Source organism: Dietzia sp. HMSC21D01 (assembly GCF_001815995.1).
GTDB classification, from domain to species: Bacteria; Actinomycetota; Actinomycetes; order Mycobacteriales; family Mycobacteriaceae; genus Dietzia; species Dietzia cinnamea.
Window position 1 is genome coordinate 1 of sequence record NZ_KV823858.1, and the last position, 15,793, is coordinate 15,793.

16 protein-coding genes are annotated in these 15,793 nt (G+C 71.5%); 6 read left to right on the forward strand and 10 right to left on the reverse strand.

What is annotated here, in order from left to right:
• Window positions 1–5: 5 nt before the first annotated feature.
• Both HMPREF3086_RS06290 and HMPREF3086_RS06295 read right to left on the reverse strand, forming a co-directional pair.
• Entirely contained in the window at window positions 6–890 is an 885-nt protein-coding gene (locus tag HMPREF3086_RS06290) for an oxidoreductase (RefSeq protein ID WP_070720783.1), read from the reverse strand.
• 104 nt (window positions 891–994) lie between these two features.
• Window positions 995–1,831 carry a MerR family transcriptional regulator gene (locus tag HMPREF3086_RS06295; protein ID WP_061914213.1) on the reverse strand — a complete coding sequence of 279 codons (837 nt, stop codon included), beginning with the start codon at window positions 1,829–1,831 and terminating at the stop codon, window positions 995–997.
• A gap of 129 nt (window positions 1,832–1,960) precedes the next feature.
• On the opposite strand from HMPREF3086_RS06295, the gene HMPREF3086_RS06300 reads away from it, so the two are divergent.
• The gene (locus HMPREF3086_RS06300) at window positions 1,961–3,526 is read left to right on the forward strand and encodes a succinic semialdehyde dehydrogenase (protein ID WP_061227850.1); all 1,566 of its coding nucleotides are present in this window, start codon (window positions 1,961–1,963) and stop codon (window positions 3,524–3,526) included.
• A gap of 363 nt (window positions 3,527–3,889) precedes the next feature.
• On the opposite strand, the gene HMPREF3086_RS06305 is transcribed toward HMPREF3086_RS06300, so the two are convergent.
• Window positions 3,890–4,498, reverse strand: coding sequence for a copper resistance CopC family protein (locus tag HMPREF3086_RS06305; RefSeq protein WP_246830921.1), 609 nt, complete (start codon window positions 4,496–4,498; stop codon window positions 3,890–3,892).
• A 104-nt stretch (window positions 4,499–4,602) separates the two neighbouring features.
• Window positions 4,603–5,445, reverse strand: a complete 843-nt coding sequence (locus tag HMPREF3086_RS06310; protein ID WP_061914211.1) for a DUF6474 family protein — start codon at window positions 5,443–5,445, stop codon at window positions 4,603–4,605.
• A gap of 111 nt (window positions 5,446–5,556) precedes the next feature.
• Here HMPREF3086_RS06310 and HMPREF3086_RS06315 point away from each other — a divergent pair, with 111 nt between their 5' ends.
• From HMPREF3086_RS06315 to HMPREF3086_RS06325, 3 genes are all read left to right on the forward strand, one after another.
• The gene (locus HMPREF3086_RS06315; RefSeq protein ID WP_070720786.1) at window positions 5,557–7,248 is read left to right on the forward strand and encodes a TM0106 family RecB-like putative nuclease; all 1,692 of its coding nucleotides are present in this window, start codon (window positions 5,557–5,559) and stop codon (window positions 7,246–7,248) included.
• A gap of 145 nt (window positions 7,249–7,393) precedes the next feature.
• Window positions 7,394–7,945 (forward strand): hypothetical protein, encoded by a 552-nt coding sequence (locus HMPREF3086_RS18455; RefSeq protein WP_070720789.1) that lies wholly within the window; start codon window positions 7,394–7,396, stop codon window positions 7,943–7,945.
• Between the two features lie 345 nt (window positions 7,946–8,290).
• Complete coding sequence (locus tag HMPREF3086_RS06325) at window positions 8,291–9,022, forward strand: hypothetical protein (RefSeq protein WP_061227854.1); 732 nt, start codon at window positions 8,291–8,293, stop codon at window positions 9,020–9,022.
• Between the two features lie 132 nt (window positions 9,023–9,154).
• Here the strand turns inward: HMPREF3086_RS06325 and HMPREF3086_RS06330 are convergent, their stop codons facing one another.
• The 3 genes from HMPREF3086_RS06330 to HMPREF3086_RS06340 all read right to left on the reverse strand — a co-directional run bounded on the left by HMPREF3086_RS06330 (window position 9,155) and on the right by HMPREF3086_RS06340 (window position 12,929).
• Window positions 9,155–9,922: an SDR family NAD(P)-dependent oxidoreductase gene (locus tag HMPREF3086_RS06330; protein ID WP_007629673.1), complete on the reverse strand. Its 768-nt coding sequence runs from the start codon at window positions 9,920–9,922 to the stop codon at window positions 9,155–9,157.
• Window positions 9,923–9,983: 61 nt separating this feature from the next.
• Window positions 9,984–12,065, reverse strand: a complete 2,082-nt coding sequence (locus HMPREF3086_RS06335; protein ID WP_070720792.1) for a neutral/alkaline non-lysosomal ceramidase N-terminal domain-containing protein — start codon at window positions 12,063–12,065, stop codon at window positions 9,984–9,986.
• A gap of 261 nt (window positions 12,066–12,326) precedes the next feature.
• A complete protein-coding gene (locus HMPREF3086_RS06340) occupies window positions 12,327–12,929 on the reverse strand; it encodes a superoxide dismutase (protein WP_070720794.1) in 603 nt (200 codons plus the stop codon).
• Between the two features lie 160 nt (window positions 12,930–13,089).
• Here HMPREF3086_RS06340 and HMPREF3086_RS06345 point away from each other — a divergent pair, with 160 nt between their 5' ends.
• A complete protein-coding gene (locus tag HMPREF3086_RS06345; RefSeq protein ID WP_246830922.1) occupies window positions 13,090–13,545 on the forward strand; it encodes an NUDIX hydrolase in 456 nt (151 codons plus the stop codon).
• 39 nt (window positions 13,546–13,584) lie between these two features.
• Here the strand turns inward: HMPREF3086_RS06345 and HMPREF3086_RS18920 are convergent, their stop codons facing one another.
• Window positions 13,585–13,758: a hypothetical protein gene (locus HMPREF3086_RS18920; RefSeq protein ID WP_165001081.1), complete on the reverse strand. Its 174-nt coding sequence runs from the start codon at window positions 13,756–13,758 to the stop codon at window positions 13,585–13,587.
• Between the two features lie 104 nt (window positions 13,759–13,862).
• Here HMPREF3086_RS18920 and msrA point away from each other — a divergent pair, with 104 nt between their 5' ends.
• On the forward strand, window positions 13,863–14,540 hold the full coding sequence (gene msrA / locus HMPREF3086_RS06355) for a peptide-methionine (S)-S-oxide reductase MsrA (protein ID WP_070720800.1): 678 nt from the start codon (window positions 13,863–13,865) through the stop codon (window positions 14,538–14,540).
• Between the two features lie 251 nt (window positions 14,541–14,791).
• Here the strand turns inward: msrA and HMPREF3086_RS06360 are convergent, their stop codons facing one another.
• Together HMPREF3086_RS06360 and HMPREF3086_RS06365 are read right to left on the reverse strand one after the other, a co-directional pair.
• Window positions 14,792–14,995: a cold-shock protein gene (locus HMPREF3086_RS06360; protein WP_017837502.1), complete on the reverse strand. Its 204-nt coding sequence runs from the start codon at window positions 14,993–14,995 to the stop codon at window positions 14,792–14,794.
• Window positions 14,996–15,230: 235 nt separating this feature from the next.
• Complete coding sequence (locus HMPREF3086_RS06365; protein WP_061227859.1) at window positions 15,231–15,602, reverse strand: DUF488 domain-containing protein; 372 nt, start codon at window positions 15,600–15,602, stop codon at window positions 15,231–15,233.
• Window positions 15,603–15,793: the final 191 nt, after the last annotated feature.

Consider the following 15,793-nt stretch of genomic DNA (forward strand, 5'->3'; position numbering starts at 1 on the left):
GGGACTCAGGCGGCGGTCATCTGCGCGCACCGCTCCCACAGGGCGGCCGCGACGTCCGGGTCCCGCGAGGCGCGCGTGGACCGCACTGTCGTCGGGTACCCGGTGAGCTCACCGGGGCCGTCGGGGCCGATGTACGCGCCGCGCCGCACGGACTCGACCGTCGCCGCGTACAGCTGCGGCAGCGCGCCCCGCTCGGCCGGCTGCACCAGGTACGGGATCTTCTCCACGCCCTTCATGACCAGGTCCTGCACGCGGCTGCCGCTGCGGTACTGCAGGTTGGTCGCCGAGTACCCCGGGTGCGCGACCACCGCCTTGAGCGACGACCCCGCCAGCTCGAGCCGGCGTTGCTGCTCGTACGCCAGCATGACGCAGGCCAGCTTGGAGGCGGCGTACGCCGTCATCGGCGAGTAGCGGCGGCGGGTCCAGTCCAGGTCGCCCGGGTCGACGGAACCGAAGCGGTGCATGATCGACCCCAGCCACACGACCCGGTCGGTGAGCGCCGGCGCGAGCAGCTCGGTGAGCGCGAAGTGGCCCAGCACGTTGACGCCGAACTGCATCTCGTGCCCCTGTGCGGTGCGCGACCGCGGGATGTTCATCAGGCCGGCGTTGTTGATGAGCGCGTCCGGCGCCCGGCCACCCAGGACCTCGCCCGCCGCCCGCACCGAGTCGAGGTCGGCCAGGTCGAGCTCGACGACCTCGGCGCGCTCCGGGTGCGCGAGCCCGGCGCGGACGGCCTCGGCGCGTGTCGTGTCGCGGCAGGCCATGACGACCCGGGCGCCCACCTCGGTCAGCGCCCGGGTCGCCTGCAGGCCCAGGCCGGAGTTCGCCCCGGTGATGACGAACGTCCGGCCGGTCTGGTCGGGGATGTCAGCAGTGGTCCATCGGCTCATGCGGGCCAGGGTACGGCCGCCGGCCGCGTGGCGGGGGCGGCTCACCGCGCGGCTCACCGCGCGTGGCGGCGGTTTTCCAACCGCTCACCGCGCGCGGCGGCGGCTCAGTCCCACGTCGCGGTGTCGGGGTCGACGCCGTGGGCGCGGGCACCCGCCTCGACCGCCGCGACGAGCCAGTCCGTCAGGCCGGGCTCGAGGGCCTCGTACGTCGCCGCGAACCGCTCGTCCTGCCGGTACATGCGCGCCAGCAGCACCTGCATCGACCGGGAGCAGTCGTAGAACTGCGAGATCGACGCCCGGTGTCGCTCGACCAACGCGGCCGCCTCCGCCGAGCCGGGATCCACCCCGGCGCGCTTCGCGGCGGCCAGGTCGGCGTTCAGCGACTCCGTCTCGGCCTTGACCCGCTTCCACTCCTCCTTGCTCATCTTCGCCGTGCGCTGCTGCGACTGCTCCCACTGCGGGGTGTCGCCCCAGCGCTCGGCGGCTTCGTCCTGCCAGTTCGGATCCCAGTCGGTGCCGAAGATCTCGGCCCGGTCCTCCGGGGTCAGGGGTGCGTTCACGTCGATCGCCTCCTTCAGGCGGTCCACTGCGGAGACCATCTCCTGCAGGTGAGAGATGCGCTCGACCAGCAGCCGACGCTGGCGGTTCAGGTGGGCGCGCTCGTTGACCTCGGGGTCGTCGAGCAGTGCGCCGATCTCCGCGAGCGGGAAACCCAGCTCCCGATAGACCAGCACGCGGTGGAGCCGCGCGATGTCGTTGTCGTCATACACGCGGTAGTCCGACCACGTCCGCCCGCTCGCCCGCGCCAGCCCGATCCGGTCCCAGTGGTGCAGGGTCCGCACGCTCACGCCGACCAACGCGGCGGCCGCGCCCACTGTGAGCCCGGCCGACCCGCGAGTCCCGTCCGGAGCGGGCGTGCCGTCACCTTCGTGCGTCGTCATCGATCCAGCATCTCTCACACCGACGAGCGTGGGGCCTGACGCCGCGTCAGGGTCAAGCATCGGGTGCGTGGATTGACAAATCATGCCGGGGTGTACAGCGGCGCGTACTCGCCGGTAACCTTGGCGGGCATGAGCCGACCTGCGCCCCGCGTGTACGACCGCCTCCGCGACCTCGTCGCGATCCCCGAATTCCGCGCCGACCCGTCGAGTCGCCCGTCGTCGACCATCAACGAGGTCTTCACCGGCGAGCCGCTCGCGGAGATCCCCGCCGGCACCGCCGACGACGTGGTCGCCGCGGTGGAGCGGGCCCGCGCCGCCCAGGTGGCGTGGGCCGACCGCGACGTAGCCGACCGCGTCGCCGTGATCACCCGGTTCGCCAAGGAGGTCATGCGCAACCGGGCCGAGCTCATGGACATCGTCCAGGCCGAGACCGGCAAGAGCCGTTCGTCGGCGCAGGAAGAGGTCCTCGACTGCCTCATCACCGCCCGCCACTACGCTCGCACCGCTCCCGGCCTGCTCGCGCCCAAGCGGGTCCAGGGCATGCTGCCCGGGTTGACCAAAGCCGTGGTCCGCCGCCAGCCCAAGGGCGTCGTGGGCGTGATCGCGCCGTGGAACTACCCGCTCAACCTCGCCGCCACCGACGCACTCGCCGCGCTGATCGCCGGCAACGCCGTCGTGATCAAGCCGGCGTCGATCACCCCGTTCTGCGCGCTCGCGGCGGCCGACATGTTCTACCGCGCCGGCCTGCCACGCGAGCTGTTCCAGGTGGTCCCCGGTGCGGGCGGGACCGTCGGCGGCGCGATCGTCGACAACGTGGACTACCTCATGTTCACCGGTTCCACCGCGACCGGCCGCACGCTCGGGCGCCAGTGCGGCGAGCGTCTGATCGGATTCTCCGCCGAACTCGGTGGCAAGAACGCCATGATCGTCACCGCGGGCGCCGACCTCGACCGCGTCGCCGAGGTCGCCACGCGCGCCTTCTTCTCCAACTCCGGCCAGCTGTGCATCTCGGTTGAGCGCCTCTACGTGGAGAAGTCCGTGGCGGCGCAGCTGACGGAGAAGCTCACCGCCCGCGTCAAGGCCATGAGCGTCGGCCCGGGGTACGACTTCGAGGCCGAGATGGGCAGCCTCATCTCGCAGGACCAGCTGGACACCGTGAGCGCGCACGTCGACGACGCCGTGTCCAAGGGGGCCCGCGTCCTGGCCGGCGGGCGGGCCCGGCCCGACCTGGGCCCCCTGTTCTACGAGCCCACCCTGCTGGCCGACGTGCCCGAGGACGCGACCTGCTTCGGCGACGAGACCTTCGGCCCGGTGGTGTCGATCTACCCGGTCGACTCCGTCGAGGAGGCGATCGCCGAGGCCAACAAGACCGAATACGGGCTCAACTCCTCGGTGTTCGCCGCCACGGACGCGGAGGGCGAGGCGATCGCGGCGCGCCTGCGGACGGGCACCGTCAACGTCGGCGAGGGGTACGTCGCGGGCTGGGGTTCGGTCGCCGGGCCGATGGGCGGCATGGGCGCCTCCGGGGTCGGCCGCCGGCACGGTGACGAGGGCCTGCTCAAGTACACCGAGGCCCAGACGATCGCCACGCAGCGAGTGATGCACATGGGCGGGCCGTCGTTCCTGCCGCGTAAGCGGTGGCAGCAGGTGCTCGCGCCCGCGACCAACGCGATGCGGTTCCTGCCGGGGCGGTAGCCCGACTACGGGCCGGGGCTACGCAGGCCGGGCGTGCTTTCGCCCGTCGGCGGCCCCGCGCTTCCGCCCGCCCGATACGCAGCCGCTCCTCGCGATGGCGTCTCGCCCACACTTCGGGGCAGGCGAGACGCCATCGCGAGGAGCGGCTGTGTGAGTCGCGTACATCTGGAGGAGCGAGACGCCAGGGAGGCGTGCGGCTGCCCAGGATTCCGCGGGAGCGAGACGCCGGGCTCGGGAGCGAGACGCCGGGCCCGGAAGCGAGACGCCAAGCCCGGGAGCGAGACGCCAGGGAGGCGTGCGGCTGGCCGGGGGCGGGCGGAGGCCAAGGGGTCGCCGGCCCGTTGCCCCGGGTCAGCCGGTCAGTCAGCTGCCGCTGCCGCTGCCGCCACCCCGGCGCAGCAGCACGAACGCGCCGCCGATGAGCAGGACGGCCAGGCCGCCGACCACCCAGATGACGGGATTGACCCCGGAGCTCTCGCCGGAGGTCTCGTCGGCGACGTCGGCCTCGGTCGCATCGGCGTCCGCGGACTCGCCACCGGCGTCGGCAGCCGTGGCCCCACCGGCAGCGGAACCCTCAGCCCCGGCACCGCCCTCGCCGCCGGCTGCACCGCCCTCGGCACCGGCGACGGTGAACACCGAGGACCCGCTCACGACGTGCCCGTCGGCCGAGGTGACGCGATAGCCGACGGTGTAGGCGCCGGGCGCGAGGTCGTCGACGCGCGCGGTGACGGTCTCGCCGTCGACCATCGGCTCGCCGGCCACGCGGTTCGCCCGGTCATCACCGGCGGTGACGGCGACGGAGGCGAAGTTCCGGTTGACCTCCTCGTTGAAGGTCAACACGATCTGCTCGGGCGCCGCGTCGAGCTGCGAGCCGTCCTCCGGGTCTACGGAGATCAGCACGGAGTGCGCGGCCGCGACGGGCGCGAGCAGCACGGCGGGGGCGGTGACGCCGCCGAGCAGCGCGGCCGCCACCGCGACGGAGGCCAGACGCCCACCAAGCGCCGGACGCCCACCAAGCGCCGGACGCCCACCCAGCGCCCGACCACCACGCTGCACCGGACGACAGCGGAGCTGGGTCACGCCTTGACCCCCAGGCGGGCCAGGACGTCCTTGTTCACGCGGTCGAGCTCGCCGGAGATCGAGGAGTGGATCTCGCGCCGCTGGGCGGTGGGCGTGGTCTCGGCGGTCTCGACGGCCGTACGCAGGTCGGTCAGGCGTTTGCGGGTGGAGGCGACGAAGTCCTTGACCTCCCGCTCGCCACCGCGGCTGGTCTCGAGCTGGTCGAGGGTGCGCTCGAGGCGGACGATCCGCGCACCCAGGGCGGCACCGGGGCCGGTGGCGTTGATGCCGGCGGCCTTGAGATCGACGCCGCCGGCCCCGGCGGTATTGTCGGAGCTCTGCACGTTGGACACGACCTTGTAGAGCAGTGGCAGCAGCACCGGGGTGGCGACCTGGGCTATGTTCAGCCAGCGCTGGACGTCGTCCTTGTTGAGCTTGGTGCCCTTGAGCTTGTCGAGCTCCATCTCGGCCAGCTGGTACTCGTGCTTGCGGCCGGCGGCGTCGATCTTCTCGGCGAGCTTCCGGTCCTTGGCCAGGATCTTGGCCTCGCGCTTGATGGTCTTGCGCTCCTCCTTGGCGTGGACCTTCTCGGCCTTCCGGTCCCGCTTGGCGGCCTTGCGGTCGAGCTTGTTCTGCTTCTCGGCGCGCTTCTCCTCCCGCTTTGCCCTGCGGTCGGCGTTCTTGCCCTCGAGCTTGGCGCGCTTCTTGGCCTCCGCCAGCTCCACGCGGTGGGCCTCCCTGGCCTGCTTGCGGGCCTCCTTGGCCGCGAGCTTGGCTTCGGTCATGGCGGTGGACTTGAGCGCCGCGGCATGGGCCCGGAGTCCGGCACGCTTGTCGCGGTAGGTCGTCAGCTTGCCCATGGGCGTCGATCCTTCTCTCGTCGCGAACATCAGGCCACCAGCCTAGGCGAATTGCCGGGCACTGAGGACCGGACCGTCGTGCACTGGGCGGCTGGGCCATGATGGACGGCGATGGAGGACGCCGAGCGCACCACGGGCCGGGTCCCCGACGCGGCGGTGGTGGGACCGGCGTCGGGGGCCAGATGTCTGCACCGAGTGGCCCGGGAGCGCGACGCCCGGCCGGGGTGGTGGCGGACCGCGCCGATCGACGAGGGCGTCAGGCTGCGCGCCATGGCTGCGGCGGATCGCCGCGCGGGACTGAGGGAGCGCGCGCTCGCGGGCGCTCGCCCCGACGCCGCGGTGGTGGACGTGGTGGGGGACCACTGGACGGATCTGCCGGGGGACGTACCGGGTGACGACGACGAGGAGGAGACCCTCCGGGCGTTGGCCGATGGGGCGACTCTGGTGTGGGGCGCCGCCCTCCCCGCCGATGAGGGCAGTGGTCGGGCGGGCCTGAGGTGCACGTTGGCGGCCGTGCCAGGGGGCGGGTACGCGCCGGTGTTGGTGGTCAACCACAAGGTGGTCGATCCGAGGCGGGGCAAGGGGTCGGCGACGGCGACGGTGACGCGGCTCCTCGACTGGGCGCCGGAGCCCGATCCTTCCCTGCGGGTACGGCGCCATCCGGCGGACCTCGACCGGCTCGTCCACGCCTGGCGTCTGCTCGAGACCGCGGGGCACGCGGCGTCGAGTCCGGTGGGTGCGGTGCTCGGGCTGGGCTCGGCGAGGGCGGTCGTGCACGACCTCGAGCCCGTGCTCGACCCGGCCGACCGCACCCACGCCACGCGACTGGCGGTGGTGCGCGGTGAGCTGGACACCGCCCCCAGCCGGATCGGCGAATGCCGCACCTGCCCGTGGTGGGAGGGGTGGGACGACCGGGACGGGCCCGTCGAGGGGTGTCGCGACCGGCTGGTCCTGTCCGATGACGTCAGCCTCGTCGTCGGCGGCGGACAGGTGGGGGCTCTGAGGGCGCGGGGGATCCGGACCGTGGCGGAACTCGCGGAGGCCGGGCCGGACCGGCCGACCGACTGGAACGGCGAGCCGTACTCCGACGCGGTCCTGCGCGCGCGGGCGCACCGCGACGGCGAGGTCGTGGTGCCCAAGGTGGCGCGGCCGACGATCCCCCGGGCGGACGTGGAGGTGGACGTCGACCTCGAGAGCCACCTCGACGACGGCGCCTACCTGTGGGGCACGCTGCTCACCCTGAGGGACGGGCGGCCGCTCGAGGATGAGGGGTACCGGCCGTTCGTCACGTGGTCTCGACTGCCGGACGTAGACGAGGGGCGGGCGTTCGCGGAATTCTGGCGCTGGCTCACCGGGATACGGGACCGGGCGGCAGGGCAGGGGCGCTCGTTCCGCGCGTACTGCTACTCACGGGCCGCCGAGAACGGCTGGCTCCTCTCCTCGGCGAGCAGGTTCGGCCCGGAAGGCACCCTCGCCGTCGTCAAGGGGGTCCCGGGCGTCGCCGAGGTGCGACGCTTCATCTCCTCTCCGCTGTGGGTGGACGTTCACGAGGCCGTCGCAACCCAGTTCGTCTCCACGTCCGGCCTGGGCCTGAAGGTGGTCGCGCCGGTCGCCGGGTTCACCTGGCGCGATCCGGAAGCGGGCGGTGAGGCCTCGCTCGGGTGGTACCGGGACGCGCAGGCGGCCCGGGGTGTCGAGCGTGAGGCGGGAAGGCAACGGATCCTGGAGTACAACGAGGACGATGTCCGGGCCACTCGCGCTGTGCGCGAGTGGATCTCCCGCTCGAGCCGGGATGGCTACTAGCTCTGAACGTTCGTCCACTTCGGATTTTGGACCCCTCATGCGCGGGTATTTCGCGGTGGCCGCGCAGTGTGTTCTCGGCGGAATGATTAGAATTGTTAAATCTCGCCGAGTGCCGGCGCATCCCGCCCGAAAGGAATACTGACCCATGACGAGTCACATCCGCGCCGCTGCAGCCCTCGCCGTCTCTGCTCTCGCCCTGACCGGCGGAGTGGGTCTGGCACACGCTCAGTCCTCCGCCCTCGGCTCGGCCGAGGAGGGGACGGGGGAGGTCGGCCCCGGATCGATCGACACCTCGGGCTCCGCATTGCTCGGCGAGCCGACCTTCGGCAGCCTCGCCCCGGTCGTGTCGCAGGGCGTGGGCTCGGTCAACGCGGCAGCGGGTTCCGACGCCGTGAGTCCCGCGCCGGGTACCGGCTCCGTGGACACCACCGGTTCCCTCCTCGGCGAGCCCACCTCAGGCTCCCTGGTGCCGGCCGTGGCGTCGGTCGGTGACGCACTGGGCTCCGATGGGGGTCCGGCAATCGTCATCGGCTCCGATGGCGGTACGGATTCGCTTGGTGGATCCGGTTCGCTCGGGCCGGTGCTGCTGGTCGGCGGCTCCGCCGCTGTCATCGGGGCGGGAATCTACTTCGCGCCGCAGATCGAGCAGGCTCTGACGGACGCGGGAATCGTGCTGCCGCCGCTGCCCCAGTTCTGATCCTCCGGGGCCTCCTCCGCCCCGTACTGTTTCCGCTCTCGAGGCCCGCTCCCGACGCCGGGGGTGGGCCTCGAGGCATCGGCGGTGGTGTAATCACGGGAAGAAGCGTGACCGGATCCGCCCGGACGAGGCCAGAATCGCAGGCCGAGAATAGTTCTCGGGCCAGATTGTAACTAAGAATTAACTAAGTTTTCTCCGTTGACGTCCTGAGTGCACCGACCTGCGGGCAGGGCGGTCGAAGCGGTTTCTCCATAACACTGTTTTGACGCCGTCAAACCCCGCCCGGGGTGGTTCGGCCACGAGCCTCCGCGCCTGGGGACCTTTTCCACACGAGGAGACGAAGAAATGACGTTCACGACCCGCAAGGTGGCCGCCGTCGCTGCCGCCACCGCTCTGGCCATCTCGGGCGCCACCGGCGTCGCCAACGCGCAGAGCGAGGGCAGCCTGGACGCCGGCAGCCTGACCGGCGGCTCAGGCGAGCTGAGCTCCGGCAGCGAGGGCTCCGGCGACTCGGCCGGCAACGGTTCGGTCCCGGAGGACCTGGGCTCGCTTATCCTGGACGGCAATGCCACCGGCAACGGCTCCCTCGATACCGAGGGTTCCCTGATCGGCGAGCCGACCACCGGCTCGCTCTCGGGCTCCTTGTCCGAGGCGATCGCCTCCTCCGGCGTCAACTCGCTCAGCCCGGCACCCGGCACGGGCTCCATCACCACCACTGATTCGCTTCTGGGGGAGCCCACCACCGGTTCGCTGGCCCCGATCTACGCTCCTATCGCGGGCTCGCTCGGCATCGGCGAGGGAGCCACCACCGTTCTCGGTTCGATGGAGGGGTCCCTCGGTGCCGGCTCGCTCCCCGGCGGCACCGGCTCGCTCGTTCCCGCCACCCTGGGGCTGGGTTCCGTCGCCGCCATCGGTGCGGGCATCTACTTCGCGCCGGAGATCCACGCCGCGCTCACCGCCGCCGGCATCGCCCTCCCGCCGCTGCCGCCGCTGCCGTGGGCCCCGGCCCAGGGTGCCGCTCCGGCCCCGGCTCCGGCCCCGGCTCCGGGCCCCGCCATCGACAACGGTCGCGGCTGACACCGGCTCGAACAGCACCGAGGCCCGCCCCGATCAGGGGGGCGGGCCTCAGTCGTCTGCGACGCTGCAGCGCGGCGCAATCCAGCGCGGCGCTCGAGGGGGAGCGCCGCGCTGCCGTGCGCGGCGCGCTGACTAGCGCGGCGCCATGCGCAGGGCGCCGTCCATGCGGATCGACTCGCCGTTGAGGTAGTCGTGCTCGACGATCGCGTTGGCCAGCTGCGCGTAGTCCGACGGGCGGCCGAGGCGCGACGGGAACGGGATCGCGGCCTCGAGGGACTTCTGGAACTCCTCGGTCAGGCCCTTGAGCATCGGGGTCTCGATGGTGCCCGGGGCGATGGTGTTGACCCGGATGCCGAACTGCGCGAGGTCGCGGGCGGCGCAGATGCCCATCGAGTAGACGCCACCCTTGGAGGCGGCGTAGGCGATCTGCCCGACCTGGCCCTCGTACGCGGCGACGGATGCGGTGTTGATGATGACGCCGCGCTGGCCGTCCTCGTCGACGGTGTCCTGGGTGGACATGGCCTCGGCGGCCAGCCGCAGCACGTTGAAGGTGCCCACGAGGTTCACGGAGATGCAGGTCTCGAACAGGTCGAGCGCGTGGACGCCCTTCTTGGAGACGATGCGGGCGGCCGGCGCGATGCCGGCGCAGTTGACCACGACGCGCAGCGGCGCGGCCTCGGTGGCGCGGGCGATGGCGGCCTTGACGTCGTCCTCGCTGGTCACGTCGGCGGCGATGAGGGTGATGCCCTCGTCGATACCCTGCTCGACGGCCTTGTCGATGGACTGCTGGAGGTCGAGGCCGAACACGACGGCGCCCTTCTCGGCGAAGGAACGCGCGGTGGCGTTACCCAGGCCGGAGGCGGCACCGGTGACGATGACGGAAGCACCCTTGATGTCCACGGGTGTTGTCCTTTCACTTGGGACTGCAACGAATGTCGGTTCCAGTGTCCCAGACCACGCCTCAGCGGACCGCGAAGCCCCGGCTCTGCCCCCGAACCGGGAACAGGCGGCCGTCGAACCCGCGGCCCGACGCGGTGTACACGACCCGGTACTCCCCGGCCGGGGTGCGCGGCGGGATGTCCCACGTGATGACTGCGTTGGTCACGGTGAGCAGCCCCTCGAACACGATCATCGTGGACCAGTCGCCGTCGTCGTGGACCCGAACCCAGCGCCGGCCGTCGCGGCGTTCGATCGTCAGGTAGGTGCCGCCGCGGCGCAGATCCGAGTTGGGGTGGGTGCCGCAGAACCTCACCAGGACGCGCTGCCCGACCCGGTACTCCGGCAGTGGCTGGTCCAGGACGTCGCCGAAGTTCCGCAGGGGGGCCGGGGTGTCGACGAGCGGGTTACCGAGCGGGGAGACGGGGATCTGTCCGGTGAGGTCCCGCTCGGAGGTTCCGGGATCCAGCGGCGTCCCCGCCCGAATCGAGCGGGCCAGGTCGGCGGCGATCTGCTGGATCGCGGGCAGGGTCCACGGCCCGAAGATCGTCGCGCCGCCCTCGTAGTTCTGGGCCGAGTACTCCTCGGGCGTGGTCACGTAGTGGCCGTACGCGTTGGAGTATCCCTGGACGGTCACGTGGTCCTCCGCCACGCCCAGTTCGGCCGCGAGCGTGCGCCGCAGCCGCAGACCCGCCACCACGGTGGGCTCGAAGCCCAGGGTGAACAGGTAGTGCGTGCCGAGGCGGACCAGGTGGAACGGGTACACGCGCTGCACGGCGTTCGGCACGAGCCCCACCGGGAGGAGGACGTCCTTGGGCGCGTGGGCCTCGCGCAGCCACCCGGGGATCACCACGTCGGTGAGGGCTTTGACCGCGGGGTTGCCGCCGCGGTCGCCCTCGGCGAACGGCAGCTCGTCCCCGCCGCCGCCGTCCTCCTGGCTCCCCGAGGCGAACGATGCTCCCAGTGCCGCGACGGCGGTGCGGTGGGTGCGCCCGTCGCCGGTGAACTGAGGGCCCACCTCGACGGCGGACATGTCGACCCACACGTGTCGCACGTCGATCCCGCCGCCGAGGGGGCGTACGTCCCTGCCCACCTGGTCGCGGGCGGCCGCGAACTGTCGTTCGCCGTTGATGCGGGTGTTGAGCCACTCGTCCGGCGTCGGCCCGCGGCCGGGTTCGAGGTCCAGGTTGGGGCTGACGTCTCCGGGGTTGGTCTGCGCGAAGGCGGTGACCAGGTGCGGCGTCACGCCGGCGAGGTAGTCCTGGCCCGCGACCTCCCGCTCCCAGTGCCAGGCGGCGTACCCCTTGTTGTCCGACGAGGCGATGCGGTTGTGCGAGGTCATGGACGTGGCGTGTGTGGCGAACCAGTTGAGGACGCCCACCAGCCGGCCGCCGCGGGTGATCTGCAGCGACTGCGACCGCGGGTCGATCCCCTCGGGGAAGTGGGCGCGCTCCTCAGGGGTGTCGCGCTCGAACGAGCCGCGGGAACGCTGGACGCCGGCGTCGCGGAGGGTGCCGGTGGTCACGCCGACCTCCGAGGGTGCGAGGTCGTGATGCGCCATCCGGACGGCGTCGACGATGCCGGCGACGTTGGCCTCGAACGTGACCGGGCGGAAGCCGAGCATCGACAGGTCGACCATCGGGTGGCCGGAGGTGCCGCCCGGGGCGACGTGGGTGTGCGTGGCGGTGATGACCACGTTGCCCTCGTGGTAGGTGCCGCCGAAATCCGCCGCCAGGCGTCGGAGGACCTCCTGGTGGATGGACTGGAAGATCAGGCCGATCTCGGCGGTGACGTGGAGGAACCGGGGCGACGACGGCGAGTCGGCGAACACGAAGGCGCGGGCCCTCTGCCGCAGGTGCAGCCCGACGGAGAGCTGCTCGGTGTCCGCGTACCCGTTCATGCCCGCGCCCAGTGGCTCTCCGGTCATGTCCCCGATGCCGCGGCCGACGTACAGGGCCGTGGACTGCGCTGAGGCGACGGCGGGCAGGACCGACTGCAGGGCCGCGATCCCGCCGAGGGCGGCGGCTCCGCCCAGGACGGTGCGGCGACTCATGCCGGTCGGAGTGCCGGTCTGGGAGTGGTCGACCTGTCGCTCGCCGTTGGACACCGAAGGGACCTCACTTCTCGCGCGGGTGCGCCGCTGCGGCGGACGCCGGGGCGGTTGCGTGAGTCACAGTAGCGTCTCGGACGACCGTCCGGGTGCGCACCACGGGCCGAGTGCGCACCACGGGCCGGGTCGGTTCCACGTCCCGGGGCCCGGCCGGTTCCACGGTCGCGGACCCCGGCGGCGGACAGGACGCGGCCCGGGCGGGGTGATCCCCACCCGGGCCGCTGTCAGCTCAAGAGAGCCGTGACGGGTCCGATTCCGTCAGCCCTTGGCGGCGGCGTAGCGCTCGGCCACGTCCTGCCAGTTGACGACGTTCCAGAAGGCCTTGACGTAGTCGGCCTTGACGTTCTTGTACTGGAGGTAGAAGGCGTGCTCCCACATGTCCAGCATGAGTAGCGGGGTGATGTTCACCGAGATGTTGCCCTGCTGGTCGGTGAGCTGCTGGATGACCATGCGCTGACCGATGTGGTCCCAGCCGAGGACGGACCAGCCGGAGCCCTGCAGGGTGGTCGCGACGGCGTTGAAGTGCGCCTGGAACTTGTCGAACGAGCCGAACTCGGCGTCGATCGCGGCGGCGAGCTCACCCTCGGGGCGGTCGCCACCCTCCGGAGAGAGGTTCTTCCAGAAGATGGAGTGGTTCGTGTGGCCACCGAGGTGAAAGGCCAGGTTCTTGCTCAGCAGCGGGGCCTTGCCGGAGATGCTGCCGTCCTCGCGGGCCGCGGCGAGCTGCTCGAGGGCGTCGTTGGCGCCCTTCACGTAGGTGGCGTGGTGCTTGGAGTGGTGCAGCTCCATGATCTCGCCGGAGATGTGCGGCTCGAGAGCGCCGTAGTCGTAGTCGAGATCGGGAAGAACGTACTCGGCCATAGTGGAGTGTCCTTTCAGTTGGGTGACGGGCAGCGCGCGGGGTCGACCCGTGGCGCCTGTCACGGCGTCCGTCTCCACCATAGTGATCTGCGGGCGAGCGCGTCGTCCGGCGCCGCGGTGGGCTCGCGGGCGGCCGCGGTGTCCTGCCATGATCAGAACCGTGGATCACTCCGATACGGTGGCCGTGCGCACCATCTCGGTCTCGGCCGTCATCCTGAGTCGGCCCGACGGCGCCGTGGTGACGGTGCGCAAGGTCGGCACGGACCGCTTCATGCTGCCGGGAGGCAAGTGGGAGACGGGGGAGTCGCCGCTCGAGTGCGCGGTGCGGGAGATCGACGAGGAGCTGGGGGTGCCCCTCACGCCTGACGCGTTGGAGTCGCTCGGCCGGTTCGACACGGCCACCGCCAACGAGCCCGGGTTCCTGCTGGTCTCTGAGGTGTTCTCCGCCCGGATGGACGGCGATCCCGAGCCGCGGGCCGAGATCGCCGAGGCACGGTGGGTGACGGTGGGCGAACTGAGGGAGATCGCGGCCCTGCCCGAGGACGACTGCGCGCCGTGGGCGCCGCTGCTGGTGCGGGTCGCGCGCGAGCGCCTCGGAGACCCGTCGGCGAGCTGACCTCGCCGCGTGCCGGGGCCCCGACCGCGCGCTGGCCGGTCAGAGGACGAGCAGGGCGATGAGCACGACCAGAAGGATGACGGCGAGCGCGACGGGCACCGCGATATTGCGGCGGCGGACGTGATCGCTACAGCCGGTCCCCTCGAACGGCTGCGGCTGATCGGCGTCGAAGATGGCGCGAAGTCGTTGGACTGCAGGCTGTGTGGCGGTCACGTCCAGATCCCCCTCGGTCGTACTGGCGACCACTGTAACGCGGACTATGGGATCGGTCACATCACGGCCGGATCTCGATCCCGCGACGCGGTTACCCTGGCTACATGGGCTGGCTACAGGACGCGATCAGACAATCCGCGATGCGACGGGCGACCGAGGTCGTCGACGCCGACTCGGCGCTGCCGGGCCGGGCGGAACCGGTGGTCGTGGCGCCGAAGAACATCGTCACGGGCAATCCGATGGTGCCGCCGTTCCCGGAGGGGCACGAGTCGATCGTGCTGGGTATGGGCTGCTTCTGGGGTGCGGAGAAGGTGCTCTGGCAGCTCGACGGCGTCTGGACCACGGCGGCCGTCTACGCCGGTGGGTGGACGCCCAACCCGACCTACGAGGAGACGTGTACGGGATTGACCGGCCACACCGAGGCGGTTCTCGTGGTCTTCGATCCCGAGGTGCTGCCCGTGGAGAAGCTGCTCGCGGAGTTCTTCGAATGGCATGACCCCACTCAGGGGATGCGTCAGGGCAACGACATGGGCACCCAGTACCGCTCGGCGATCTACACGACCACGCCGGAGCAGCTGGAGGCGGCGCGCCGCATCGCCGAGGGCTACCAGAAGGAGCTCGACGCCGCGGGCTACGGGCCGCTGACCACGGAGATCGGAATGCTCGACGAGGTCCGCTCCGGAAAGTACGCCTACGCTGAGGACTACCACCAGCAGTACCTGGTCAAGAATCCCGGTGGCTACGACTGCCACGTGCGCAGCGGGGTCGCCTGCCCCATCTGATCGCGGCCGTCGCGGCTCCGGCCTCCGCGGACGCCGCGACCCACGACCTCCGCAGGCGTCGCGGCCTTCGCAGCCGTAGCCCCGAACGCAGCCGCCCCTCGCGATGGCGTCTCGCCCGCTCTTCGGTGCGCGCGAGACGCCATCGCCGGGAGCGGCTGTGCGCGGACCCGGACATGCGAAAGGGCCCCCAGGATCTCTCCCGCGGGGCCCTCTCGTGCAGTCTGGGAACGTCAGATCACTCTGACGTCAGATCACATCGGGGTGATGTTCTCCGCCTGCAGGCCCTTGGCGCCCTGCGCGACGTCGAAGGAGACCTGCTGGTTCTCCTCGAGCGAGCGGTAGCCCGAGCCGTTGATGGCGGAGAAGTGGGCGAAGACGTCGGCCGAGCCGTCGTCGGGGGCGATGAAGCCGAAGCCCTTGTCAGCGTTGAACCACTTCACGGTACCGGTAGCCATAATGATGCCTTTCGAGAGTCGGTGCTCCGCTTGTCGGAGTACCGGGTGCTGCAGCAGAGAGCGTGCTGTGTGTTTCCCTGCGGTGCCGCACTGCCCTCTCGCAAGGGCGGTGGATCTACAGAAATACAACGAACGATTTCAACTACTGAGACAGACCATACACACGGCTGCGCGGTCCGTCACCCCCTCTGTGATGACGGATACATGAACGGCGCGTGGCGCAGGTCCGGTCCGGTCAGCAGGAGGCGGCGAGGACGAGGTCCGCGAGGACCGTTGCGTGATTGTGCTCGGTGTCCCGTGACGCATACGTGAGCACCAGCTTCCCGTCGGCCGCCCGGGCCGCGAGGCGCTCCACAGCCCCGGCCGCGGAAGGGCGGGCCAACTCGGCGCGGTACCGCTCGGCGAAGTCGGCGAAGTCCAGATCGCCGCCGTGGAACTCGCGCCGCAGCTCGGTCGACGGCGCCACGTCGGTACACCACTCGTCGTGGCGGAACGCGTCCTTGCGCACGCCCCGCGGCCACAGCCGGTCCACGAGCACCACGTACGCGTCCCCGGGATCGGCGCGGCCTGAGACGAGATCGTGGACGCGCACACAGCTCACGGACATGACCCCAGCATGTGCCACACCGCGCGCCCGCGCCATCCGCGGACGCGAGACCGGGCCACCTGCACCGCGCGCCCGCGCCACCCGGGCTGTGCCAGCATGGTCGCCATGACCACACCGCGGCGGCAGGGGCAGTGGCGCTGGGTCGCGCCCCCGCCGTGGCGGTCGCCAGTACCGACCCCGCGACCGCCCCT